At 46.8% G+C, this 24,751-nt stretch carries 20 protein-coding genes, 1 tRNA gene and 1 other annotated feature; of the genes, 2 read left to right on the forward strand and 19 right to left on the reverse strand.

Annotated elements, in window-relative coordinates; translation table 11 throughout:
• Window positions 1-30: 30 nt before the first annotated feature.
• Entirely contained in the window at window positions 31-1,218 is a 1,188-nt protein-coding gene (locus AC1MEO_RS05585; RefSeq protein WP_480334911.1) for a bifunctional folylpolyglutamate synthase/dihydrofolate synthase, read from the reverse strand.
• 71 nt (window positions 1,219-1,289) lie between these two features.
• On the opposite strand from AC1MEO_RS05585, the gene AC1MEO_RS05590 reads away from it, so the two are divergent.
• Entirely contained in the window at window positions 1,290-2,153 is an 864-nt protein-coding gene (locus tag AC1MEO_RS05590; protein WP_480334912.1) for an ATP-grasp domain-containing protein, read from the forward strand.
• Window positions 2,150-2,947: an ATP-grasp domain-containing protein gene (locus AC1MEO_RS05595; RefSeq protein WP_480334913.1), complete on the forward strand. Its 798-nt coding sequence runs from the start codon at window positions 2,150-2,152 to the stop codon at window positions 2,945-2,947. The genes AC1MEO_RS05590 and AC1MEO_RS05595 overlap by 4 nt, the downstream gene beginning before the upstream one ends.
• A 92-nt stretch (window positions 2,948-3,039) precedes the next feature.
• On the opposite strand, the gene AC1MEO_RS05600 is transcribed toward AC1MEO_RS05595, so the two are convergent.
• From AC1MEO_RS05600 to rph, 18 genes are all read right to left on the reverse strand, one after another.
• The gene (locus tag AC1MEO_RS05600) at window positions 3,040-5,673 is read right to left on the reverse strand and encodes a valine--tRNA ligase (protein ID WP_480334914.1); all 2,634 of its coding nucleotides are present in this window, start codon (window positions 5,671-5,673) and stop codon (window positions 3,040-3,042) included.
• A 50-nt stretch (window positions 5,674-5,723) separates the two neighbouring features.
• Window positions 5,724-5,945, reverse strand: a binding site (T-box leader).
• A gap of 21 nt (window positions 5,946-5,966) precedes the next feature.
• Window positions 5,967-7,016, reverse strand: a complete 1,050-nt coding sequence (locus tag AC1MEO_RS05605; protein WP_480334915.1) for an AbrB family transcriptional regulator — start codon at window positions 7,014-7,016, stop codon at window positions 5,967-5,969.
• Between the two features lie 166 nt (window positions 7,017-7,182).
• Window positions 7,183-8,469: a glutamate-1-semialdehyde 2,1-aminomutase gene (gene hemL / locus AC1MEO_RS05610; protein WP_480334916.1), complete on the reverse strand. Its 1,287-nt coding sequence runs from the start codon at window positions 8,467-8,469 to the stop codon at window positions 7,183-7,185.
• Window positions 8,466-9,449: a porphobilinogen synthase gene (hemB, locus tag AC1MEO_RS05615; protein ID WP_480334917.1), complete on the reverse strand. Its 984-nt coding sequence runs from the start codon at window positions 9,447-9,449 to the stop codon at window positions 8,466-8,468. The genes hemL and hemB overlap by 4 nt, the downstream gene beginning before the upstream one ends.
• Window positions 9,446-10,147 (reverse strand): uroporphyrinogen-III synthase, encoded by a 702-nt coding sequence (locus AC1MEO_RS05620; protein WP_480334918.1) that lies wholly within the window; start codon window positions 10,145-10,147, stop codon window positions 9,446-9,448. The genes hemB and AC1MEO_RS05620 overlap by 4 nt, the downstream gene beginning before the upstream one ends.
• The gene (hemC, locus tag AC1MEO_RS05625; RefSeq protein WP_480334919.1) at window positions 10,140-11,069 is read right to left on the reverse strand and encodes a hydroxymethylbilane synthase; all 930 of its coding nucleotides are present in this window, start codon (window positions 11,067-11,069) and stop codon (window positions 10,140-10,142) included. The genes AC1MEO_RS05620 and hemC overlap by 8 nt, the downstream gene beginning before the upstream one ends.
• Before the next feature lie 17 nt (window positions 11,070-11,086).
• A complete protein-coding gene (ccsA, locus tag AC1MEO_RS05630; RefSeq protein WP_480334921.1) occupies window positions 11,087-11,917 on the reverse strand; it encodes a cytochrome c biogenesis protein CcsA in 831 nt (276 codons plus the stop codon).
• A gap of 84 nt (window positions 11,918-12,001) precedes the next feature.
• The gene (gene hemA / locus AC1MEO_RS05635; RefSeq protein ID WP_480334922.1) at window positions 12,002-13,375 is read right to left on the reverse strand and encodes a glutamyl-tRNA reductase; all 1,374 of its coding nucleotides are present in this window, start codon (window positions 13,373-13,375) and stop codon (window positions 12,002-12,004) included.
• A gap of 320 nt (window positions 13,376-13,695) precedes the next feature.
• Window positions 13,696-14,280 (reverse strand): ribosome biogenesis GTP-binding protein YihA/YsxC, encoded by a 585-nt coding sequence (yihA, locus tag AC1MEO_RS05640; protein ID WP_480334923.1) that lies wholly within the window; start codon window positions 14,278-14,280, stop codon window positions 13,696-13,698.
• On the reverse strand, window positions 14,277-16,604 hold the full coding sequence (lon, locus tag AC1MEO_RS05645) for an endopeptidase La (RefSeq protein WP_480334924.1): 2,328 nt from the start codon (window positions 16,602-16,604) through the stop codon (window positions 14,277-14,279). The genes yihA and lon overlap by 4 nt, the downstream gene beginning before the upstream one ends.
• Before the next feature lie 319 nt (window positions 16,605-16,923).
• The gene (gene clpX / locus AC1MEO_RS05650) at window positions 16,924-18,195 is read right to left on the reverse strand and encodes an ATP-dependent protease ATP-binding subunit ClpX (RefSeq protein ID WP_480334926.1); all 1,272 of its coding nucleotides are present in this window, start codon (window positions 18,193-18,195) and stop codon (window positions 16,924-16,926) included.
• Between the two features lie 174 nt (window positions 18,196-18,369).
• Window positions 18,370-19,656 carry a trigger factor gene (gene tig, locus AC1MEO_RS05655; RefSeq protein ID WP_480334927.1) on the reverse strand — a complete coding sequence of 429 codons (1,287 nt, stop codon included), beginning with the start codon at window positions 19,654-19,656 and terminating at the stop codon, window positions 18,370-18,372.
• A gap of 102 nt (window positions 19,657-19,758) precedes the next feature.
• On the reverse strand, window positions 19,759-20,739 hold the full coding sequence (locus tag AC1MEO_RS05660; RefSeq protein WP_480334928.1) for a tetratricopeptide repeat protein: 981 nt from the start codon (window positions 20,737-20,739) through the stop codon (window positions 19,759-19,761).
• An 88-nt stretch (window positions 20,740-20,827) separates the two neighbouring features.
• Window positions 20,828-21,127 carry a TIGR04104 family putative zinc finger protein gene (locus AC1MEO_RS05665; RefSeq protein ID WP_480334929.1) on the reverse strand — a complete coding sequence of 100 codons (300 nt, stop codon included), beginning with the start codon at window positions 21,125-21,127 and terminating at the stop codon, window positions 20,828-20,830.
• Window positions 21,128-21,602: 475 nt separating this feature from the next.
• A complete protein-coding gene (locus AC1MEO_RS05670) occupies window positions 21,603-22,403 on the reverse strand; it encodes a hypothetical protein (RefSeq protein ID WP_480334930.1) in 801 nt (266 codons plus the stop codon).
• Window positions 22,404-23,137: 734 nt separating this feature from the next.
• Window positions 23,138-23,211 (reverse strand) — tRNA-Arg (locus AC1MEO_RS05675).
• 144 nt (window positions 23,212-23,355) lie between these two features.
• On the reverse strand, window positions 23,356-23,961 hold the full coding sequence (locus tag AC1MEO_RS05680; RefSeq protein WP_480334931.1) for an XTP/dITP diphosphatase: 606 nt from the start codon (window positions 23,959-23,961) through the stop codon (window positions 23,356-23,358).
• Window positions 23,958-24,707: a ribonuclease PH gene (gene rph, locus AC1MEO_RS05685; protein WP_480334932.1), complete on the reverse strand. Its 750-nt coding sequence runs from the start codon at window positions 24,705-24,707 to the stop codon at window positions 23,958-23,960. The genes AC1MEO_RS05680 and rph overlap by 4 nt, the downstream gene beginning before the upstream one ends.
• Window positions 24,708-24,751: the final 44 nt, after the last annotated feature.

Below are 24,751 nucleotides of genomic sequence, written 5' to 3' on the forward strand. Positions count from 1 at the left end.
AATTTAGCGATGATAAAAAAATTTAGTAGGCTATGCTTGATAATTCTGAAAAAATGATTTCGCAGAGTTTCGCAGTAAAACGAGGAGATGCAGCGAACCCGTGACTATAGTCACTTCCCCTTTTCTATTCACAGGTAATATATCACATAAATTTGTAATTGTCTTTCTTTTGATTTTACTTTCTTCAAATAAAATCCTCGCCGGCAACGCACGTTCATTATCAAAGTCGACAAATGTGAAATGGTCGCTGACGGTTTCCAGCTGGCGCAGTACATTACTATAATCTTTGTCTTTGAATATCCCCATGACGATGTGGATCGGCCGCTCTGGAAAAGTTTCCTTTATGGTCGCAACCAGTGCCTCAATGCTCGCTTTGTTATGGGCACCGTCAAAGATGACATCCGGCAAGACTCGTTCAAACCGATATGCAAGTGTCGCAGAAGACAAGCCGACTCGGGCCTTTTCTTCGTTGAAATCCAGACCGAGAAGTTCTTTCGCCGCTTCCATTGCCAGGCTGGCGTTCTGTTGCTGGTGCTGCCCCTTCAACTTTAATGTTACGTTTTCCAGACCATTTGGCTGAATCACTTCCGCGTGGAGCCGCTTCGCAGTTTCCTGAACGATGTTCATGGCACTCTCCGGCAACTGCCCAATCACGACCGGCTTCCATTTTTTGATGATTCCCGCTTTGTGTCGGGCAATTTCTTCTATTGTAGTTCCCAGAAAATGAGTATGGTCGATAGAGATGGAAGGAATGATGGCGATTTCAGAATCGATGACGTTGGTGCTGTCAAGTGCCCCGCCCATGCCTGCTTCAATGATGATAAATTCAGGTGCGCGTTCCTGGAAAACGACGAATGCCGCAGCCGTCAGGAGTTCAAAATCGCTCAACGGCGTTTTTAAACGGCTCAAGCGCTCCATGACTTGGCTGAGTTCTTCCGGACTGACGGGCACCCTGTTAATCTGGATTTGATCATGGAGGTCCTCAATGCAGGGCGAATAGAAATTGCCGACGCTGCAGCCATGCGCTTGCAGGATTGCCGACAGGAACGCCGCCGTGGATCCTTTGCCGTTGGTTCCCGCTAAATGAATAAATCTGCCTCTCTTTTGCGGGTTCCCGAGTTCTTCCAGGGCAGCCGTTATGGCTTCCAATCCCGGATGAATAGCTGAATCTGTATGTATATTCCATTTGCTTTTATATTGTTCAAGTCCAATTATCATAAGAAGCCTCTTTTCCGCGGTAAACATGATACACTTTTTGAGTATGATTATAGCACGAAGGTGGAATGGATATGACGAGTTGTTGGGTTATTTACAACGGAAGCCTGGTTTCCGATAAATTTGCAGACCAGGCCAGGCTTGTCGCTGAGGCGGCAGAAAGAGCCGGCATCACCGCAAAGATCATGAAAAACTATGAAACTGTGATGGATTTATCAGTTGCTATAAGTATACCCGATTTTGCAATTTTATTGGATAAAGATATATTGCTTGGATATTTTTTGAAGAGCCGAGGCGTGCCGGTTTATAACGATCCTGCCGTTATCGATGTCTGCGATAATAAAGCCACGCAATATGTCCAGCTGGCCGCACAGGGCCTGCCGATGCCACGGACCATCGTTGCACCGAAGGTTTATCCGAATTTCTCCATACTGGATTCGGGTTATTTTGAAGAAGTCATCACCCGGCTCCAATTGCCGATGATCATTAAGGAAGGCCATGGCTCGTTCGGCATGAAAGTTTATTTGATTGAAACCGAAGAGCAGTTTTATGAAAAAGTCGACAGCCTGAGAGGCGTCGATTTTGTATTCCAGGAATTCATCGCTTCCAGCCGCGGCCGCGACATCCGCGTCAACATTGTCGGCGGAAGGATCGTCGCTGCCATGTACCGCCATTCGGAAACCGATTTCCGCGCCAACATCACCAATGGCGGCGTAGCTTCCCCTATCGAGCTGACTGCAGCGCAGCAGGAACTCGCACTCGCAGCAGCCCATGCAGTCGGTGCAACGTTCGCCGGAGTCGATCTGCTGTTCGGGGAAAACGAAGCGCCTTTGGTATGTGAAGTGAATGCTGCGGCCCATATCCGCAATATCCTGAATGTCACGGGAATCAATGTCGCAGACGCCATGATCGCTTATATATTGGAGGAATTAACATGAAACTTCTCTATGAAACGGCTGATGCCAAACGCAATCACGGGTTTATTGAAGAATTGCAGCGTTTTGGCGAGTTCGAGCTTATCCGGTGGGACGACTGGAGCGAAAAAGGCCAAGCAATGCTTGTGGATAAGTTGCAGGGTGACACCACTCTGTTCCGAGCGCGACGCCCTGAAGCCGCCCGCTTTTTGGAAGACCACAGCATCCACCTAGTCAACCGAGCCGAAGTAAATCGCATCGCCAACGACAAATGGCAAAGCTACGAGTTGTTCCTGCTGCTTGGTGTTCCAGCCATTCCGACTTACCGGGAAGCGGCGGAATTCCCGTGCATCGCAAAAACAAGGGACGGCCATGGCGGTTCTGAGGTCTGGCGCACCGATACGGCTAGAGACATTCCAGATGCCTCTTCCGCACTTGTTTTCCAGCCGGTGATTGAACACCAGGCGGATGTTCGCGCCTATGTCATCGGTACAGAAGTCGTCGGCGCCGTCAAACGCAGTTCTGACAACTCATTCAAGGCTAACTATTCATTGGGCGGAACTATCGAGAAAACCATTCTGACTGCTGCACAGGAAAAGGATGTCCTGCGGATTGCGCGCGCCTTGAACAGCGACTACATCGGCATTGACTTTCTGCTGCTGGAAGACGGACGCCACTTGTTCAATGAAATCGAAGATCCCGTCGGCGCCCGTTCGTTTTACGAAACGCATGACGAAAATATCGCAGAACTGTTAGTCGAGCATATACGGAGACTTGAAAAGCACGCACCTTTTCGGCAGGAAGACCGGCCGAAGTAGTTTTATCCCTCCGAAAGCGGAGCTAGTTTACGGAATATCCCTATAAAACGAAAAAACCGCTCTCCCATTTGGGAAAGCGGTTTTTTGATATCTTACAGGTTCTGCAATTCCACAATGCGTTTTTCAACCGTTGCGTGTTTTTCCACGTAATCGGCTTGTTTCGCACGTTCTTCTGCAACAACTGCTTCTGGTGCTTTGGAAACAAAGCGTTCGTTCGACAATTTGCCGCTGACGAGCTTGACTTCTTTTGCCCATTTTTCCAGTTCTTTGTTCAAACGTGCAAGTTCTGCATCAATATCGATCAAGCCTTCAAGCGGCATGAACAATTCAGCACCGGACACAACAGCGGACATCGATTTTTCTGGCGCTTCGATGTTTTGGCCGATCGTCAAAGTTTCCGGGTTGCAGAAACGTTCGATATACGCTGCGTTCGCTTCAAGGACAGCATGGATGTTGGCGTCTTTCGCTGAAATTGTCAATGGCACTTTTTTGCTCATCGGCGACTGTACTTCTGAACGGATGGTCCGTACCGAACGGATGACATCCATCAACAGCTTCATGCTCGAAGACTGGTTTTGGTCCGTCAGGGACTCATCCACTGTCGGCCATGCCGCAATGGTGATCGATTCGCCTTGATGCGGCAGATTCTGCCAGATTTCTTCCGTGATGAACGGCATGAACGGATGCAACAAGCGCATCGTGTTATCCAGTACATAGGCTAGAACCGAACGCGTCATTTTCTTCGCTTCTTCGTCTTCGCCGTATAATGGCAGTTTCGACATTTCGATATACCAGTCACAGAAATCATCCCAGATAAAGTTATAAAGTGAACGTCCCACTTCACCAAATTCGTAGCGTTCTGCAAGATCGGTCACCTGTTCGATGGTTTCATTCAAACGTGTCAGGATCCATGAATCGGCTACGGATTTCTTGCCGGACAAGTCGATTTGATCGTAGGTCATGCCATCCATGTTCATCAAAGCAAAACGAGAAGCATTCCAGATTTTATTGGCAAAGTTCCATACAGACTCGACTTTGTCGTTCGCGTAGCGAAGATCCTGTCCAGGAGACGAAGCCGTTGCCAGGAAGTAGCGCAGGGAATCCGCTCCGTACTCGGAAATGACATCCATCGGATCGACGCCGTTGCCGAGCGATTTGGACATTTTGCGTCCTTCCGCGTCGCGTACAAGTCCGTGGATCAAGACGTCTTTAAAAGGTTTTTCACCGGTGAATTCAAGTGCCTGGAAAATCATCCGGGATACCCAGAAGTTGATGATGTCATAGCCTGTAACCAATGCATCGGTCGGGTAGTAGCGGCTCAAGTCATCATTTTCTTTTGGCCAGCCCAGTGTTGAGAACGGCCATAGGGCAGATGAGAACCAGGTATCCAGAACGTCTTCGTCCTGCGTCCAGTTTTCAGCGTCAGCCGGTGCTTCGTGGCCAACATAGATTTCGCCCGTTTCGTTATGGTACCAGGCCGGAATCTGATGTCCCCACCAAAGCTGGCGTGAGATACACCAGTCGCGGATGTTTTCCATCCAGTGCAGGTATGTTTTCTCGAAACGTTCCGGTACGAAATTGACGCCTGCATCCGTTTTTTGTGCTTCCACGGATGCTGCAGCCAAAGGCTTCATGTCCACGAACCACTGTGTTGACAGGTAAGGCTCAACGACTGCCCCGCTGCGCTCTGAATGGCCTACCGAATGCAGGTGCTCTTCAATTTTGAACAACACATCCAGGTCCTGCAAATCTTTGACGATCTGTTTGCGGCATTCGAAACGGTCCAGCCCTTCGTACTTGCCGGCGTTTTCGTTCATCGAGCCGTCTTCGTGCATGATCAAGACGCGTTCCAGGTTGTGGCGATTGCCGATTTCAAAGTCATTCGGGTCGTGTGCCGGTGTGATTTTCACCGCACCGCTTCCGAATTCCATGTCCACGTAATCGTCCGCAATAATTTCCATTTCACGGCCGATGATCGGAAGAATGACTTTTTTGCCGATCAAATGCTGGTAGCGTTCGTCTTTCGGGTGAACCGCAACCGCTGTATCGCCAAGCATCGTCTCGGGACGCGTTGTCGCGATTTCGATGTGGCCGCTGCCGTCTGCAAGCGGATAGCGCATATGATAAAACGCACCTTGTACGTCTTTGTAGATTACTTCGATATCGGAAATAGCGGTTTTGGTCGCTGGATCCCAGTTGATGATGTATTTGCCGCGGTAGATCAGTTTTTTCTCATAGAGTTTCACAAAAACTTCACGTACCGCATCTGACAAGCCCTCATCCAAAGTAAAACGCTCACGGGAATAATCAAGGCCAAGGCCCAATTTCGCCCATTGCTCACGGATATGGCCCGCGTACTGGTCTTTCCATTTCCATGATTCTTCCAGAAACGCTTCACGGCCCAAATCGTAGCGTGAACGTCCTTCTTCTTTCAGCTTGCCTTCCACTTTTGCCTGTGTCGCAATGCCGGCATGGTCCATTCCTGGAAGCCACAAGGCGTCAAAGCCTTGCATGCGTTTCATGCGTGTCATGATGTCCTGCAAAGTCGTGTCCCAGGCATGCCCCAAATGCAGCTTGCCGGTAACGTTCGGCGGCGGAATCACAATGGTATACGGCGTTTTGCCGCTTTCCGGTTTTGCTTCGAAGAATTTGTTGTTGACCCACCACTCGTAACGCCCTTTTTCAATCGATTGCGGATCGTACTTGGTCGACATTTGTTCAGTCATTGGAATTCCTCCTCTAATTTCTGGCACAACGCAAAAAACTCCTGTCGTCTGTAAAGGACGAAGGAGTTTTTCGCGGTACCACCTTTATACACAGGTCCACTTGCACACCTGGCTCTCAAGTTTCATAACGGATGTTAAGTCCGGTTCCCGCTACTCATTTCACGGCAACTGCTCCGAGGTGACATTCAAATATGTGTCCATGAAAGCCTCTCACCCATCGGCCTTCTCTCTGAAATGTACGCACATTCTACTATCCTCTTCAACGCATGAATATCTAATTACCCTTATTGTACTCAATATCCGCTTTTAGCGTCAAGTTTTTTTACAATGAATGCCACGACTGGGGCCGCTACCAGCAGAATAAAGAATAACCGGAACAGCTGGAAGCCGGTGATGAGCGCCACATCGCCTCCGGCGGCGAGCGCCGTAATCGCCATTTCCGCTATGCCGCCGGGTGCTGCGCTCAGGAAAAAGTCGAGGAATATGTATTCCGGCAGCCATGCCGTTAAGACAAACGCAATCAAGACAGTAAAGCCGATCAGCAGCACATTGTTCAAGACGATTGCAGCGCCCAAACGGAAGGTCAGCTTGTCGCCGATCCCTTCCATCTGAAGTCCGAGGCTGGCTCCGATGCACACTTGCGCAATGGCAATGAGCCAGTACGGCATATCAATCAGGACATCACCCAACACGGTCTGCACGGCGGCCATCGCCAGGATCGGCGCCAGCAGTTCAGCAGCTGGAAAACCGATCCGTTTCATTCCAAAGAAAAGCACGACACCGACAACAGATGCCAACAGGAATAGCATGGGCGAGAAGGCAAAGAGCTGCTGCTCCAGTTCGCCCGCGCCTCTGCCGTTCAGGAAAATCGTCAGGAACGGCACAATCGTCACCACCATGAAAATCCGGATCGTCTGCATCATCGTTACGACAGTGATGTTCGCTGAAGGAATCTCTTCTGCGATGATCACCATCTGTGCCAAGCCCCCGGGAATCGACCCGAGCAGGCTGGTCGCCAGGCTTTCACGGACCATGCGCTTGAACAACAGGCCGAGCCCAATCGATAATGCGACCACGGAAACCGTCATGAACGCCATGTATGGCAAATCCACCGCCATCAACAGCACCGCATCCCGCGTAAATGACGAACCGATCTGCACGCCGAGCATCACCAGCCCCACAGTCCGCAGAATTTTTGGCCAGTGCAAAGGGATTTTCGTGAATTGATTGACCAAAAGCAAGGCAAACATCGGCCCAAGAAGCCACGGCAGGAACATCCCAACCGCCTCGAACACCGCTCCTGCTGCCATCGCAATGAGTGCGGTCACTCCAAATGGCCTCACAGTCATCCCCCATTTCTAAGTGTTGTTCCTTCTTTCTATGGTACACGAAATATCTCAATCCGTGGGCAAGAGATATTTTCCACACGCAGTTTTTCTATTCATAAATAACCGAAAAAAGGCGCTGAAGCATCCGGATGACCCAGACGCTTCAGCGCTCTTTTGTTGCTTAACGTGCCAATTTAGCAAATACGGTATGGAATGCTTCCACGGTTTTTGCAATATGCTCTTCCGTGTGGGCAGTCGATAGGAACATGCCTTCAAACTGGGACGGCGGCAGGAAAATGCCTTCTTCCGCCATCAAGCGGTAATAATCTGCGAACAACTCAGTGTCCGAAGTTTTTGCTGTCTCGAAATCGACGACATCTTCGTTTGTGAAGAAGAAACCAATCATCGAGCCTGCGCGGTTGACGGTATGCGGGATATTGTATTTCGTCGCTGCTTCCCGGAAACCTTTTTCAAGTTGGTCGCCTCGTTCGATGAAGACCTCATAGTTTTCTTCCGTCAAACGGGACAGGGTTTCAAATCCTGCCCGCATCGCAAGCGGATTTCCGGACAGGGTGCCTGCCTGGTAGATCGAACCGCTCGGTGCAACTTGCTGCATGATTTCACGTTTTCCGCCGAATGCGCCGACAGGCAATCCGCCGCCGATGACTTTGCCGAGGCACGTCATATCCGGTGTTACGCCGAAATAACCTTGTGCACAATTGTAGCCGACACGGAATCCGGTCATGACTTCATCAAAAATCAGGATTGTGCCATTTTCATGCGTTAAATTGCGAAGTTCCTGCAGGAAGCCTTCATTTGGCGGCACAACGCCCATATTGCCGGCAACCGGCTCAACAATAACAGCAGCCAACTCGTCGCCATATTCCTGGAAAGCTGTGCGGACACTCTCTAAGTCATTGAATGGAACAGTGATCGTATTTTTAGCGACCGATTCTGGAACACCGGGTGAATCCGGCAAGCCCAAAGTCGCAACGCCTGAACCTGCTTTGATCAACAGGCTGTCGCCGTGGCCGTGGTAGCAGCCTTCAAACTTCAGGATCTTGTCGCGTCCGGTATAGCCACGGGCTACGCGCAATGCGCTCATCGTCGCTTCTGTACCAGACGATACCATACGGATCATTTCAATCGATGGGACGCGGTCCATGACCAGTTTCGCCATAGTATTTTCAAGGACGGTCGGTGCGCCGAATGATGTTCCAAGCGTTGCCGTTTCCTGAATTGCTTTGACCACTTCCGGATGGGCATGGCCCAAAATCAGCGGCCCCCATGACAAGACGTAATCAATGTACGTATTGCCGTCGATATCAGTGATTGTCGCTCCACTGCCGGATTGCATGAAAATCGGATCCATATTGACCGATTTAAAGGCACGGACCGGGCTGTTGACGCCGCCCGGCATTAATTTTTTTGCTTCAGTAAATGCTGCGATCGATTTTTCGTATGTCATTTAGTCGCCTCCAGCCAGCGTGCTGCATCTTTTGCGTGATAGGTCATGACGATATCCGCTCCTGCGCGCTTCATGCTCAATAAGGTTTCCAGAACGATTTTCTCTTCATCGATCCAGCCGTTCGCTGCTGCCGCTTTGACCATGGCGTATTCGCCTGATACGTTATAGGCAACAATCGGAATATCAAAATTATCGCGGACTTCGCGGATAATGTCCAAGTAGGACAACGCCGGTTTGACGATCATGAAATCTGCGCCTTCTTGAATATCAGAAGTTGCTTCACGCAAGGCTTCCATGCGGTTTGCCGGATCCATCTGGTAAGTTTTGCGGTCTCCGAATTGAGGCGTTGAGTGGGCCGCTTCACGGAAAGGTCCGTAATAAGCGGAAGAATATTTGACGCCGTATGACATAATCGGCGTATTTTCAAAGCCGGCCTGATCCAGTCCGTAACGGATGGCTGCCACGAAACCGTCCATCATATTCGATGGCGCGATGATGTCAGCTCCTGCTTTTGCCTGGGACACAGCCGTCTGTGCCAACAGATCCAGCGATTCGTCGTTCAGGATAACGCCGTCTTCGATCAAGCCGCAATGGCCGTGATCCGTATATTGGCATAAGCATGTATCGGCGATGACCACCAATTCAGGATGGCGATTTTTCGCAAAACGGATCGCTTCCTGCGTGATGCCGTGATCATGATAGGCTTGCGTGCCAAGTGCATCTTTGTGGTCCGGTACGCCGAAAAGAATGACGGAAGGAATTCCAAGATCAACGACTTCATCGAGTTCTTCGCCCAATTTATCCAGTGAAAAATGGAAAACACCCGGCATTGACGAAATCTCATGTTTGATATTCTCGCCTTCAACGACAAAAATCGGATAAATGAAATCCTCTTTATGTAAGCTCGTTTCGCGGACCATTGACCGGATATTGGCAGAACCGCGTAAACGGCGGTGACGGTTAAAATTCAATTCTTTCATTTTGACAAACTTCCTTTCGCTATTTCATTGATGACTTCCAGATAAGTATATTTTTCAGGTGTAAAATCCACCTTCCCGCCGTTTGCCTCAATGGCTTGTTTGGTAACATGGCCAATGGCAGCGGTGCGGATATTCGACCAGTTTCCTCCTGCCTGCCGGTATGCCGACACCGCCGAAGGACTGGCGAATAGAATGATGACACCTTTCAGCGTCACCAGTTTTTTTGCGTTTTTTAAATCCAGCACAGTATCATAAACCGTCCACTCATCCACTTGCATGTGCATCGAAGCAATGGTATTTTTCGCTAAATTGCCTTTAATGAACAAGCATTTGACTTTACCGGAAATCACCGGAAACTCCTGAATAAAGTAATCGGCACTAAAAACTCTCGGAATAAAATCGACGGTGTAGCCATGTTGCTGCAGCACTACAGCCGTCTGGTCACCCACCGCCGCAATTTTCGCCGCGACATTTTCATGAAGCTGGCAAAACACCTGCGCACTGGTGCGGCTCGTGAAAATCAGCCAGTCGTAGCCGTTAAAATCCGGCTTTTCCGACTGGCGGATCGAGGTGGTGACAAGCGGCAGATAGAGCGTCTCCGCTCCCATCGATTGTGCATGGCGGACCGCTTCCTCTGGCTCTCTGGAACCGGTGAAAACGATGGTTTCGCCTTCGAGCAAAAGATCTTTGTCAGACATTGCTCTCAGCTTTAACGCGTTGAATCAAATCGTAGCCGCCTTGTGCGCTGATTTTCTCAGCAACCACACGGCCCGCTTCGATCGGATCACGGCTGATGGATACTTCCTTGAACACTTGATCGGCTTCCGGTGAAGAAATCAGTCCAGTAAAAGTGATTTCCCCCTCGTTTACAGTTGCAAAGCCAGCAATCGGCACTTGGCAGCTGCCGTCCATATCCCGAAGGAATTTGCGCTCTGCTTTGACCGCCAAAGCAGTTTCTTCATGATTAAGTTTAGCCAGTTCTGCCAGAAGTTCTTTGTCGTCTTCGCGGCATTCAATACCTAACGCACCTTGTCCGATAGCTGGGAGGCATTCATCCACTTCCATGAATTCAGTGACCAGGTCATCTTTCCAGCCCATCCGTTTCAAACCGGCAGCCGCCAAAATGATGGCGTCAAAATCGCCCGCCTTCAATTTTGCAAGACGCGTATCGATGTTGCCGCGGATCCATTGGATATCGAGGTCCGGACGCAGCAGCAAAAGCTGTGAACTGCGGCGCAGGCTGCTGGTTCCGACAACTGCTCCAACAGGAAGCTCCATTAATTTCACGTGGCCATTCGCAATATACGCGTCACGCGGATCTTCACGTTCAGGAATACAACCGATTGCCAGGCCTTCCGGCAAGACTGATGGCATATCCTTCATGCTGTGGACAGCAAAATCGATTTCACGGTCAACAAGCGCCTGTTCGATTTCTTTGACGAATAAGCCTTTGCCGCCGACTTTCGAAAGCATGACATCAACGATGCGGTCGCCTTTCGTAACGATTTCCTTAATTTCAAATTCAAATGGTACTCCCGCTGCTTTCATTTTATCGATAAACTGGTTGGTTTGTGTCAACGCCAGCTTGCTTCTTCTTGAACCTACAATAATTTTTCTCAAATGAATCCTACCTTTCCTTAATACCAAAAATGAAATTCAGATAATCGGCTGCCCAAAAAGAAATTGATCAGCAGCAGTAAAAATGCATACGTATGTGCCAGCGCATAATTCATTCCATTCAGTGAGCCCTTGCGGTGCCACCAAAGGATAAAGCTGTAGACTACCAGTAAAATGAACGACCCGATAATCTTCATGTCCAACAACGAAAACTCAGCCAGTGAGATATACGCCCATTGCAGCCCCAGCACCAGTGACACGAACAGCAACGAAATGCCGACCAGTATTGAAATCGTCATGAATTGCTGGGTTTGGCCGAGTGACGGCAGGCTGCTCCACTGCTTTGTCCATTTTTTCCGCTTCAGCATTCTGTAAAGAATCATGTGAAGCGCCGAAAAGACGAACGACAAGGAAAATGCCACATAGGAAAGAATCGCGAAGCTGATGTGGATGAACAATAGTTCCGACACCAGCGCTTCTCCAATAGGCGACCGCTCGATCTGGACCGGCGCAAAAGTATGGATCGTCATGAAGATGAACCCGATGATATTGATGAAAAAAACCGCAAAATCAAAGCGGTAGAAAATCCTCAAAACGAGTGACAGCGTCACTAAAAGCCAGGCATAAAAATAAATGCCTTCAAACAAGGTCAATATCGGAAATCGCTGGGTTTCAATAATATACAAGCTTAGGAATACGGTTTGCATTACCCAGACAATGCCGAGCAAAGTCATCGCAATCCGGCTGGCTTTTTTTTCTTTATATAAGTAATCAATAAAATAAAAAACAAGGCTGACAGCATATAGTATAACCATAGCTTCGTGCAGCCTTGCCATTGTTATATCTGCCATCCCATTCCCCTTCGTTTCCATAGTTAAAGGCGTTCCGTCTCTACATTTTAACATATAGATCCGAAAACGCCTCTTCAAGAAAGCTTAAAATGAATATTTGGGAGTTTCAGTTGTTGCTTGCTGGGTTTGAAGAACGGCTTTATCCGTTTTCTTTCGGAGCGCTTTCGACTGATTCTGTATTTCCTGCTCAACTTCTTCTTCAATACCGAAGATTTGCATGAATAATTCCAATTGCTCACGTGATTTAGGCGCTCCGCCCATTTCCTTCGCCTGCAGAATCGGATCTTTCAACAATTGATTGATGATCGATTTAGTATGCTTGTTAAGGACTTTTTTCTCACGGTCAGTCAGATCCGGCATTTTGTTTTCAATGCTCGCCATAGTCTCAGCCTGTATGCTGAGTGCTTTTTGGCGAAGCGCAGAAATTACCGGCACAACGCCAAGCGTTGTCAGCCAGTCGTTGAACTGAAGTGTTTCCTGATTGATCATGGTCATAATTTCGCCAGCCGCGCGTTCACGCTCTGCCAAATTCGCTTCCACAATCCCCTGCATGTCATCAATATCATACAGGAAGACATTCGGCAAATCGCCGATGCGCGGATCCATATCACGCGGAACTGCGATGTCCACCATAAACAACGGCTTGCCTTTACGAAGTTTCTCCACAAACTGCATCAACTCAAGATCAATGACAAAATCCGTCGATCCCGTTGATGAAATCAGGATATCCGCTTCCAGCAATGCACATTGCAATTGGTTTAACGGTTTAGCGCTGCCCCCAAATTTTCCAGCAAGCAACTCAGCCTTCTCGAAAGTCCGGTTGATGACTGTTACACGGTCAGCACCACTTCCCTGAAGGTTTTTAATGGCCAATTCGCCCATTTTTCCGGCACCTAAAATAACGACATGCTTGTTTTTAAGCGTGCCAAAAATCTTCTTGCCGAGTTCAACCGCCGCATACGAAACAGATACTGCGTTTTCGCCGATAGCTGTTTCAGAATGCGCCCGTTTCGCCAAAGTTACTGCCTGCTTGAACAATTGATTGAATACAGTACCCGTAGTTCCGTGTTCCTGCCCAGCAAGAAAACTGTTTCTTACCTGGCCCAGAATCTGCGTTTCACCCAATACCATCGAATCGATGCCGGCTGTTACGCGGAATAGATGTTCGATCGCTTCATCCTGTTCGTGGACGAATAAATATTGAGAAATGGCTTCCTGGGGTAAATCAAAATAATCAGCAAGAAATTGCTTCACATAATATCTTCCTGTGTGAAGCTGATCTACGACCGCATAGATTTCCGTCCGGTTACAGGTGGAAACAATGACGTTCTCCAATATGCTTTTTTGTTCTTTTAACGCCTGCATCGCCTGTGGCAATTCATTTTCTATAAATGATAGCTTTTCGCGGATCTCCACGGGTGCAGAGCGATAATTCACCCCAACTACTAATGTATGCATGGGTACAAAACACCTTTCACGTTCATATTTCCTATAAAATTAGTATACCACTTATTTTGTTTATTATGCCTTTAAAATTGTGAACAAGGCATGAATATAGCGCTTGTTTATAATTATTATAAACTAATAGTAGCAAAGGCGTTTCTTGTCTACAAGTATAACGCTCTTAGTCAGAATTACCTGTTAACTCAGGGTTTCGCAGGGTAGAGAATTTGCTTCAGGCGGACGCCCGCAGGAAAGCTGAACTAGTTTGCGGAATCTCTTATTTAAAATTAAATTCACTGTTCAAAAAAAGCACAACCCGGAGGCTGCGCTTTGGATTATTGCATTCTGCTTTCAATTTCCTGCCACGCTTCGTCTTTGCCCAGTCCGGTTTCGGACGAGAAGACGATCAGTGGATCGGATTTGTCCATGTCGAGCGTGGTGCGGACAATTTTCTTGTGCTTGTCCCATTTGCCTCTTGGAATTTTATCCGCTTTGGTCGCGATGATGATGCAGGGAATCTCGAAATGTTTCATGAAGTCATACATGGCGACATCGTCTTTGCTTGGCGGATGGCGCAAGTCAACAATTTGGATGACTGCACGCAAGGGTTCGCGGCCGGTGATATAGCGTTCGATCATCTTGCCCCATGCTTCGCGTTCGCTTTTTGATACTTTGGCATAGCCGTATCCGGGAACATCGACGTAGAACAGCTTTTCTTCGATTTTATAGAAGTTCAACGTCTGGGTCTTGCCGGGTTTGGATGAAATGCGGGCCATGCTTTTGCGGCCGATCATTTTGTTGATAAAAGACGATTTGCCGACGTTCGATCGTCCAGCTAGAGCGAATTCCGGCAGGCCGTCTTCCGGATACTGATCCGGACGGACGGCGCTGATTACTAGTTCTACCTTATTAACCTTCATTCATTTTCTCCTTCTAAGGCAATTTCCAATGCCTCTTCCGCTTGAGAGACCAGTTTAAAGGTCAGCTCTTCGCGGATTGATTCTGGGATATCTTCCAGGTCACGCTCATTGTCGAGCGGCAGGATGATGGTCTTCAAGCCGGCACGGTGGGCACTCAAAGTTTTTTCTTTGATTCCGCCGATTGGCAAAACGCGGCCTCGAAGCGTAATTTCACCGGTCATGCCGACGTCACGGCGGATTGGACGCTTGGTTAAGGCAGACACCAAAGCGGTTGCGATGGTGATGCCCGCTGAAGGGCCGTCTTTTGGAACAGCGCCTTCCGGTACATGGATGTGGATATCATGCGATTCATGGAAATTCGGATCGATTCCAAAAGATTCTGCATTGGCACGGACAAACGATAAAGCCGTCTGTGCGGATTCCTTCATGACGTCACCCAGTTTACCCGTCAATTGCAGTTTGCCTTTACCGGCTGACAGGGAAACTTCAATTTGAAGCGTATCTCCCCCGACTGTCGTGTAGGCAAGCCCTGTTGCAACGCCGATTTGGTTTTCTGTTTCCGCCATACCGTAGCGGAATTTGCGTTTGCCAAGATAAGCTTCCACTTCCTCTGCTCCAACACGAACCTGCTCTTTCTCTTTTGAGATGATCTGCTTGGTCACTTTGCGGCAGATGGAAGCGATTTGGCGCTCCAGTCCGCGGACACCGGCTTCGCGCGTGTAGTAGCGGACGATGTTGAGCAAAGCTTCGTCGCTGAACTGCAGCTGTTCGTCCGTTAATCCGTGTTCCTTCAATTGTTTCGGAGCCAGATGGTTTTTCGCAATCATCTGCTTTTCGACTTCGGTATAACCGGCAATCGAAATAACTTCCATGCGGTCGCGCAACGGCCCTGGAATCGATCCAAGATCATTGGCAGTGGCAATGAACAGCACGTTGGAAAGGTCGTAGGTTTCTTCAATATAATGGTCACTGAACGAATTATTCTGTTCCGGATCCAATACTTCCAACATTGCAGAAGAGGGATCGCCGCGGAAATCATTCGACATCTTATCGATCTCATCCAGCAGGAAGACCGGATTGACGGTTCCCGCTTTTTTCATCCCTTGAATGATACGGCCTGGCATCGCACCGACGTAAGTCCGGCGATGGCCGCGAATTTCTGATTCATCACGGACGCCGCCGAGTGAAACGCGGACAAAATTACGGTCCAATGATTCAGCGATCGATTTCGCCAGAGAGGTTTTACCGACACCCGGAGGTCCGACTAAGCATAAAATAGGTCCGCGCAGGGAATTGGTCATCTGTTGAACAGCGAGATATTCCAGCACGCGTTCTTTGACGCTTTCCAGTCCATCATGGTCACGGTCCAGGACTTCTTCAGCGTATTTGATATCCAGACGGTCATCTGTTGCTTTTGACCACGGAATCGTCACCAGCCACTCGATGTAATTGCGGATAATGCCGCTTTCTGCCGCTGCAGAAGGCAATTTTTCGTAACGATCAAGTTCTTTGAAAGCCACTTTTTGAGTGGATTCCGGCATATTTGCTTCTTCGATCCGTTTTTTCAAGTCGACCACTTCGGCAGATTTGCCGTCTTTGTCGCCAAGCTCGGTTTGAATCGCTTTCATCTGCTCACGCAAATAAAATTCTTTTTGTGTTTGTTCCATTGCTTTTTTCACACGAAGATTGATCCGTTTTTCCAGATCCACGACTTCCTGTTCACTGTGCAGGCGCGTAATCAACAATTCTAGACGCTTGCTGATATCAAAAGTCTCCAGTACTTCCTGCTTGGCCGCCACTTTCATGGAAAGATGGGAAGCGACCATATCCGCCAAACGGCCCGGCTCTTCGATATCCGCTACCGTATTGTAGGTTTCCGTGCTGACTTTTTTCGAGCTCTTCGCATAATTCTCGAAATGCTCCAGCAATAGACGCATCAGGGCATCCTGCTCTGCGTCTCTTTCCGTTTCATCCGGGAATGAAGTCACTTCAACAACCGTGTAGTTTTCTGTTTCTTCGTAGTTTTTCATTTGTCCGCGTTCCAAACCTTCAACCAACACACGGATTGTGCCGTTCGGCAATTTCAGCATCTGTTTAACGTATGCCAATGTACCGATTTTATGAAGATCGTCTTTCGCAGGCTGTTCTGTACTCATATCTTTTTGAGTCGCCAAGAAGATGATATTATCTTCCAGCAACGCCTGTTCCAACGCCGCTACGGATTGTTCACGGCCGACATCTATATGCAACACCATCGTCGGAAATACGAGAAGCCCTCTTAACGGTAATAATGGGACGCGCTTGGTTACTTTTTTCTTAGCCATGTGAAAAGTCACCTCCGGGAATATTTTCAACGTGAATCTGCAGCACCAAATCTTGTCAAATGCTGCTTTTTTTCATTATTTAGCACCAGCGGCCAGCTCCTCGAGTCGCTTCAGCCTTTCCAGCAATGGCTGAAGAACGCCATTACCGGCAAGGCTTCCAGCGCTTGTCGGAGCTAAACGGCCGCTTTCGCTTTTCTAACAAAAACGGACCAACTCCAGAACGCGCGGATGCGCACGATCAGAGTCAGCCCGTATCATCCTTTTTGATTGGTTCATCTATCACCCAGCGAGAATTTTCAACTGCGTGAAGTTCCACTCATTACGCGGATGTTTTCTCATTATTATTGTCAACGTATACTGAGCCGTCTTCTAAGATAAGTTTAGGCTGCACGCTATCCGCAACAGTTTCTTTAGTGATGACACATTCAACGATATCTTCGCGTGAAGGCAGGTCGAACATCACTTCAAGCATGGTGTTCTCAATAATTGAACGAAGTCCACGGGCACCGGTTTTGCGTTCAATTGCCAGTTTCGCAATTTCGACAAGTGCACCCGGCTCGAATGTCAATTTAACGCCATCAAGCTCCATCATCTTCTGGTATTGCTTGATCAATGCATTTTTAGGCTCAGTCAAAATTTCAACTAACGCTTTTTCATCCAATTGCTCAAGGCTAGCCAATACAGGCAAACGGCCGATGAATTCAGGAATCAAACCGAATTTCAAAAGATCTTCAGGAATCAATTGGCTAAGCAATGATTTTTCGTCCAATTCTTCTTTGTTCGGATTTGCACCAAAACCGATGATTTTATTGCCGAGACGGCGTTTGATGATTTGGTCTACTCCGTCAAAAGCGCCACCTACGATGAACAATACGTTCGTCGTATCGATTTGGATGAATTCCTGATGAGGATGCTTGCGTCCGCCCTGAGGTGGTACGCTTGCAGTGGTTCCTTCCAAAATCTTCAGAAGGGCCTGCTGTACGCCTTCACCGGAAACATCGCGTGTGATCGATGGGTTCTCGGATTTACGTGCCACTTTATCGATTTCATCGATATAGATGATGCCTTTTTCTGCGCGTTCAACATCATAATCTGCAGCTTGGATCAGCTTGAGCAGAATGTTTTCAACGTCTTCACCGACATAGCCGGCTTCCGTCAATGAAGTTGCATCTGCAATAGCAAACGGCACGTTCAGAATACGGGCCAACGTTTGAGCAAGCAATGTTTTACCGCTTCCTGTTGGTCCGATAAGGACGATATTGGATTTCGACAACTCAACATCATCAATTTTACTGTTGGAATTGACGCGTTTATAGTGGTTATAAACTGCTACAGCCAATGATTTCTTCGCTTTTTCCTGACCGATGACATAGCCGTTCAGAATGTCCAGAATTTCTTTTGGCTTAGGCACTTCTTTGAACTCTACTTCTTCGTCCGTACCAAGCTCTTCTTCTACGATTTCCGTACAAAGCTCAATACATTCGTCACAAATATACACACCCGGTCCTGCAACCAGTTTACGAACCTGCTCTTGTGGTTTGCCACAAAATGAACATTTTAAATGCTCTTTCTCGTCATTGAATTTGAACAATGTATTCACCCCTATTCAAGCCATTATCTTACAAGATTATCGTAATTGTAGCAACTAATTAGATTCACCGTCAATTCTTCGGCAAAGCACGTAGAAAATCCATGTTCTATGTAGTGGAAAACAAGGTGCGTTTCCGCACCTTGTTTCGCCTTGTTCTTATATATTGCTTATGTGTTATTCAGAGATTTTAGCGTTGTCCACTAGGAACTCAACTGTGTTCTGCATGCGGATATCATTTTCAAGCATTTCAGTTCCACCTAGAGCTGTTTTGATCTGGTCCATGTCCATGTTGAACTGTCCAGCCATCTTTTCAAGCTCTTTGTTGATGTCTTCTGAAGTCACTTGCATGTTTTCAGCTTCAGCAATTGCTTCAAGTGTCAATGAAACGCGTACGCGTGTTTCAGCATCACCGTGCATTTGCTCACGAAGTGCAGCTTCGTCCTGTCCAGAGAACTGGAAGTACAATTCAAGGTTCATCCCCTGTTGAGTCAAACGCTGTTCGAAATCGCTCATCATACGGTCCATTTCTGAATGGATCATTGCATGAGGAATGTCGATTGTTGCGTTTTCAGCAGCTTTTTGAACCAATTCGTCACGAAGTGTAGCATCAGCAGCAGATTTCTTCTCAGCAATCAGGCTGTCTTTCATTTTCGTGCGAAGAGCTTCCAGGCTTTCAACTTCAGGGTCGATTTCTTTAGCCAACTCGTCGTTCAACTCTGGAAGTTCCTTGCCTTTAACTTCGCTTACTTTCACTTTGAACGTTGCAGCTTTTCCTGCAAGTTCAGCAGCGTGGTATTCTTCTGGGAAAGTGACTTCAACGTCTTTTTCTTCTCCAGTTTTTACGCCAACCAATTGTTCTTCGAATCCTGGGATAAATGAGTTTGAACCGATTTCAAGAGAGTAGTCACTGCCTTGTCCGCCTTCAAATGCTTCTCCATCTACGAATCCTTCGAAATCGATAATAGCTGTATCGCCTTCAACGATTGCTTCGTCTTCTTTAACAGTCAACTCAGCCAAACGCTCCTGCTGCTCTTTCAACTGGTTTTCGATATCTTCATCAGATACCTCAGTATCAGGTTTTGACGCTTCAAGGCCTTTGTATTCGCCAAGCTGGACTTCAGGTTTTACAATCACTTTAGCTGTAAATACAAGCGGCTGGTCTTTTTCAAGTGTTTCAACATCGATTTCAGGGCGGTCAACTGGGTTGATCCCTGCTTCTTCAACTGCATTCGCGTAAGCGTCAGGCAGGATGAAATCTAAAGCGTCTTGGTAAAGTGATTCGACGCCGAAACGTTTTTCGAACATTTGACGAGGCATTTTCCCTTTGCGGAAGCCTGGTACGTTGATTTCTTTAACAACTTTCTTAAACGCTTTATCAAGACCGGCGTTTACTTCTTCTGCAGGAACTTCGATAGTTAGAACTCCTGTGTTACCTTCTTGTTTTTCCCATTTTGCTGACATATTATAAGCCCTCCAAACATTTTCTACAAAGTCATTTTACGTTTTATACGAATTTTGACAACTTCAATATTATAGCACACATGTCGACAGGTTCAACTATTTCTACCCATTGCGCATTTCAAACCATAATTCAGCCTGTTGGATCAGCTCCAGCAGCTTTTCATCTTCATTAAACGAAGTCAATCCACTGAACAGGCCTTCTGTATAATCCATATACCCCTGCGCTATTTCCGTTTCCTGATAATCATCCCAAATGAATGGATACAATAAGTAAATATGGCGTTCGAATAATTCCTTCACCAGTTCAAGCCGCGTCGGATCTTTCGCCAGCTGTTCTTCCAAAATGGCCTTTATCTTCCGGATGCGGCCATTGTTGACGGGATCAGGAAGTTCACTGATATGGAATGTGCCATGGTAATGGAATTTTTGAACCTTTACTTCCGCTTCAATCTTTTCCTGGAACAGCATGAATAATATGTATGTCTTCGTCAACAGATCAGCTTCCGGATGCTCAATGATCGCCAACAGCTTTTTTTTCAGGGCCTGATAGGAAGTAGTCGGCAAATCCAGAATCAGCTGCTCTTGTTCAGCAGGGTGCAGCGCCAAAAATCTATCAAGCGCATAGATTGAGGCATCCACTTTCTCAGTAGCCGCATTCGCTGCGATGCGCTCGTTCAAATCCCGCAATTGCTGAAACTGTTCAAGCCGTTCTTCCGGCAACACTTTTTCTTCTATTAATACCTCAATCATCTTTTCCGCTTCTTCAAATTCACGGACTTGCATTAAAATGCTTATGTATAGCTCCATCGTCTCCAAGTAGTGGATCGGACCGACCTTCAATAACTCCCTGCATACTTCCAGGGCTTCTTCAAATTCCCCAAGCTCGTACAAACAATAAGTATAGCCGCCTAAAGCAGCCGCGTTTTCAGGTTCATAAGACAGCACCTGATACAGGTTATCCCGCGCGTCCTCATATTTTTCTTCTTTCAGAAACGTCATTCCTTCTGCCAGCAGACGATTCACTGTGGTCGGAAAGACAATTACATTCCCCATGCGTTTCAAATCCCGGTATTTCTTTCGCATCCTACCACCTCTTTTGTATCTGATAATCATAACATATTCCCTATTCACCTCAACTAAAAACCTTATTGCGGGAATAACATCTGTTCACCTACCACATAGGTTCATGCTCATTGCTCAGCTCCATTGCTTTTGGAATTAGGGACAACCCTATCGCAAAGAGCACTATTATTATAGAAGTCGTATACAGCAGCGGCACATCGAATAATGCAGTAAACGGCAATGGCAATAAAACCAGCCAGGTGATGAGCGTCATGCGCTGCCGGGATTTTGGAGTTGCGTATTGATCACTTTGGCATTGCGGGCAGCGCATAGCTCCGCTGAACTTCCACGACGCCTTCATCGATTCTTTCCAGTTCCATTGGGTTCCGCAGTTTTTACATGTCGGCATAGAAACGCCTCCTTAGTTATAGTACGTATTGGGGGAGGATTGGTTTCGGGATTTAGTGAATTGGTGAGGGCGGCGCGAGATTAGGAGGTTAGTTGCTGTACCTTTGGTTTCCATTTCTAAGTACTGTATATTTTTGGTTTTATCATTTCTCTCTATTTCAAACTGATGAATATTAAATATAAGAAAACACTCTTATATCAATAAGAGTGTTTAAAATCTAAATATCTTTATTAAAAGTTTAATTATAGAGGTTTAATAAAATGAGATTTAAGCTTCAATTCATACGATTAGAAGGTAGTTTCGGTACAGCGTTTAGAATACGGGAAATAGAACCGTAACCTTTGTTGAAAGGTTCTTTGAATTCCGAAGAGTAGATAGACTCATATTTTATACTCAAAGTAAAAAGAGTGTCCACTGATCTCTCTTGCATAATAGCATTGCATTTAACTTTTTCGAAGGTTTGAATGTATTTAACTTATTTATCCCGAAGCAACAATATATCTTCTCTAATGTTCGACAACCTAGGACCTTCCATTGGAGCGCGATTGGCAATTAATTTCAGTCCCGAACGGATAAAAGGGATGTTATCCATAACGATTGGGGTATGTGATTTCGAACTTGAATTAATGATTATGTTGTTATTCTTTACTTTTTTGGATAAAAACTGATTTAATTGCAGCGTTTCTTTGTATTGCTCATCGCCAATACCTGTATAAAGATAGATATTGGTATTTGAATAGTTTTCTTCTTTATAGATGGATTCATTAAAAAAGATTTCGTTGAAATATGTTTCAACTTCTTTATCATTATCTGGAAAGAATAGGGACTTAAACGGAGCGTAATGTTTTTCGATATAGGTAACCGCATGAACTTGTGGGACCAATGCATAAACATTGTCAATCTTCGGGTTCATTAAGCCGTAGAGCAGGGCTCCTGTTCCGCCTTTGCTGCTTCCAAAACTGGTTACTGAAGTGTAACCTTTGGATTTGATGAAATTTTCTAATTCTGCATTAAAATCATCGATTATACTTTTGCCAGCGTCAACCATATACCATCCGTAGCTTTGAGAAAAATAATCTTCAATAAACAGATAATCGGCGTAAGTTTTTTCGCTAAATTTATGCCATGTATAGTTTTTATGAGCTTCTTCAATTTCATTTTCATTGATTCGGCCTTCCTTTATCCCCTCGAACATTTCATCAGTTATTCTTCCCGCACTTTGGAAAATTATAATAAGTATTTTTGAATTATTAGAAACCAGTTTTCCCTGTATCATTAAAAGTCTCCTAAGTTGATTTATTTTATCTTTCCCGTTTACGCAACCTAACCTAAACAGCAGAGTTTAATCTTATATCATCATAATTAACTTAATCACCCAAAATTTAGTTGCGCCACTTACTAATTGCGTCTCACTCGCTAAATCTGTAATGATCATCATGCGTCCACCTCATTTTCTGCCTAGAAATACTAAACAATCGAAAGAGTGCATTCAGTAGTTAATAGGGGGAATGGCGAATCAGGTCGGACGATTGACATGGATAAGAAAGTTATGGATGCGTCCGAGTCTTTGTTCAAGAAAATGCCTGCGCACTGTCACCCACACTTTAAGTTTGGCATCTTGACAAATTTCATCATAAGCAAAGCCCTGAGTGGTATAGTGACTGACTTCCAAACCAATATCATTACAGCTCACGATCTTCGACACAACCACACCAGCATACTTCTATACTCTGGTGTTTGAGTCTTGTATATGTCTGACACGCAAACCCGCAGATCCTACAGAGATTTATTCCTATATCATCAAAAAGCTGAGAGAGAGAAAGATAAAGCGCTCTCCAAAGATGTATTCGCCAGCACGAGAATCAGTTAATGTGTAAAACGTGTGTAAAACTTTCTCCAGACTACACTAATCAGCAACAAACACAAAAATAAAAAACGGTTGAAAACGTTATATATCAACGCTTTCAACCATTTTTTCCATTCTCTATAATACTCTAATCATTCCTATAATGTCCCAGGAGGGATTCGAACCCCCGACCGACGCCTTAGAAGGGCGTTGCTCTATCCAGCTGAGCTACTGAGACCAAAGCTTTCTTAGAGTCCAGACGGTGGCGCCAGCTGTTGCGGACGGCTTTGCTTTTCTTTTGAAAGACAATTTTAATTATAGAAATGATTTGAAGAAAAGTCAATGCTATTTTAAAAAAACATTAAAATTAATTTCAAGGAGTTTAGTTCTGCTTGTTCAGCCATTCAGGCATGCTTTCCTTCAACTGGCGCAAAGCATTGCCGCGATGGGAGATTGCCGCTTTTTCATGGGGCTGGAGTTCGGCCATTGCTTTGTCCTTTGCAGGCACATAGAAAACAGGATCGTAGCCAAAACCATTATCGCCCCGGCGCTCATGAAGAATCGCTCCTTCGCATGAGCCGGAAAAAGTTTCGGTCTTCTGTCCTGGAGCTGCCACTGCCAGCACACAGCGGAAACGCGCTGTACGTTCGCTGTCAGGCACGCCGGCCAATTTCTCAAGCACTTTATCGATATTTGCACTATCGCTCTTAGCGGCACCAGCGTAGCGCGCTGAATAGACGCCCGGTTCGCCGTTCAAGGCATCAATTTCCAGTCCGCTGTCATCCGAGATGACCGGAATGCCGAGTGCTTTTGATACCGCCTCAGCTTTCAGGATGGCGTTTTCTTCAAACGTCACACCGGTTTCTTCCACGTCCATGTCCTGTGCCACGTCAAGCAGGGTCAGCACTTTATAGCCTAGAGGCGCCAGCAGGGTTTCGAAATCTTTGGCTTTGCCTTTGTTTTGAGTTGCAATTACAATTTTTTTCATAGTGTTGCAGGCACCTTTTCACCTATGCGTACAGCGATATCCCCCAACGCATCGCGCTGCATGTCAATCAGTTGGCTGATTCCAGCTTCTCCAAGATCCATCAATTCGTTAAGCTGAGCGCGAGTGAACGTAGATTCCTCACCTGTTCCCTGCAGTTCCACAAAATGGCCTGCACCGGTCATGACTAAGTTCATATCCACTTCCGCAGTCGAATCCTCAACATAGTTCAAATCAAGGATCGATCCGTTTTCAGCAGTTACACCGACGCTTGTTGCTGCAAGAAAATCCGTTACCGGAAATGCCGGCAACTCCAATTTGCTGATCGCCATCGTCATCGCGATAAATGCGCCTGTAATCGACGCTGTGCGCGTTCCACCGTCTGCCTGGATAACGTCGCAGTCGATCCATAACGTGCGTTCACCGAGCTTCTCCAGGTCAACCACAGCTCGCAATGCGCGGCCGATCAAGCGTTGGATCTCCATTGTGCGTCCCCCGATTTTTCCGGCAGATGCTTCGCGGCGGTTCCGGCTGTTGGTGGCACGCGGCAGCATGGAATATTCTGCTGTGATCCAGCCCTTGCCCTGGCCTCTAAGGAATCCTGGAACTTTATCTTCAATAGTTGCGGTACAGATGACTTTCGTTTGGCCTACCGTGATCAATACTGAGCCTTCCGGATGAATCAAATAGTCGACGTCCACTGATACAGGACGCAGTTCGTTTGTTTGTCTATTATCTATGCGTGTCATAAAATATCCTCCTTGTATATGCTCAAATAGCTTACCATATTTCG

The organism is Planococcus sp. BI3 (assembly GCF_056680115.1).

Bases quoted from the DNA above. Each gene is read 5' to 3' on its own strand.
- AC1MEO_RS05585 (WP_480334911.1), bottom strand. From the start codon at position 1,218: ATGATAATTGGACTTGAACAATATAAAAGCAAATGGAATATACATACA.
- AC1MEO_RS05590 (WP_480334912.1), top strand. From the start codon at position 1,290: ATGACGAGTTGTTGGGTTATTTACAACGGAAGCCTGGTTTCCGATAAA.
- AC1MEO_RS05595 (WP_480334913.1), top strand. From the start codon at position 2,150: ATGAAACTTCTCTATGAAACGGCTGATGCCAAACGCAATCACGGGTTT.
- AC1MEO_RS05600 (WP_480334914.1), bottom strand. From the start codon at position 5,673: ATGACTGAACAAATGTCGACCAAGTACGATCCGCAATCGATTGAAAAA.
- hemL (WP_480334916.1), bottom strand. From the start codon at position 8,469: ATGACATACGAAAAATCGATCGCAGCATTTACTGAAGCAAAAAAATTA.
- hemB (WP_480334917.1), bottom strand. From the start codon at position 9,449: ATGAAAGAATTGAATTTTAACCGTCACCGCCGTTTACGCGGTTCTGCC.
- AC1MEO_RS05620 (WP_480334918.1), bottom strand. From the start codon at position 10,147: ATGTCTGACAAAGATCTTTTGCTCGAAGGCGAAACCATCGTTTTCACC.
- ccsA (WP_480334921.1), bottom strand. From the start codon at position 11,917: ATGGCAGATATAACAATGGCAAGGCTGCACGAAGCTATGGTTATACTA.
- hemA (WP_480334922.1), bottom strand. From the start codon at position 13,375: ATGCATACATTAGTAGTTGGGGTGAATTATCGCTCTGCACCCGTGGAG.
- yihA (WP_480334923.1), bottom strand. From the start codon at position 14,280: ATGAAGGTTAATAAGGTAGAACTAGTAATCAGCGCCGTCCGTCCGGAT.
- lon (WP_480334924.1), bottom strand. From the start codon at position 16,604: ATGGCTAAGAAAAAAGTAACCAAGCGCGTCCCATTATTACCGTTAAGA.
- tig (WP_480334927.1), bottom strand. From the start codon at position 19,656: ATGTCAGCAAAATGGGAAAAACAAGAAGGTAACACAGGAGTTCTAACT.
- AC1MEO_RS05660 (WP_480334928.1), bottom strand. From the start codon at position 20,739: ATGCGAAAGAAATACCGGGATTTGAAACGCATGGGGAATGTAATTGTC.
- AC1MEO_RS05665 (WP_480334929.1), bottom strand. From the start codon at position 21,127: ATGCCGACATGTAAAAACTGCGGAACCCAATGGAACTGGAAAGAATCG.
- AC1MEO_RS05670 (WP_480334930.1), bottom strand. From the start codon at position 22,403: ATGATACAGGGAAAACTGGTTTCTAATAATTCAAAAATACTTATTATA.
- AC1MEO_RS05680 (WP_480334931.1), bottom strand. From the start codon at position 23,961: ATGAAAAAAATTGTAATTGCAACTCAAAACAAAGGCAAAGCCAAAGAT.
- rph (WP_480334932.1), bottom strand. From the start codon at position 24,707: ATGACACGCATAGATAATAGACAAACAAACGAACTGCGTCCTGTATCA.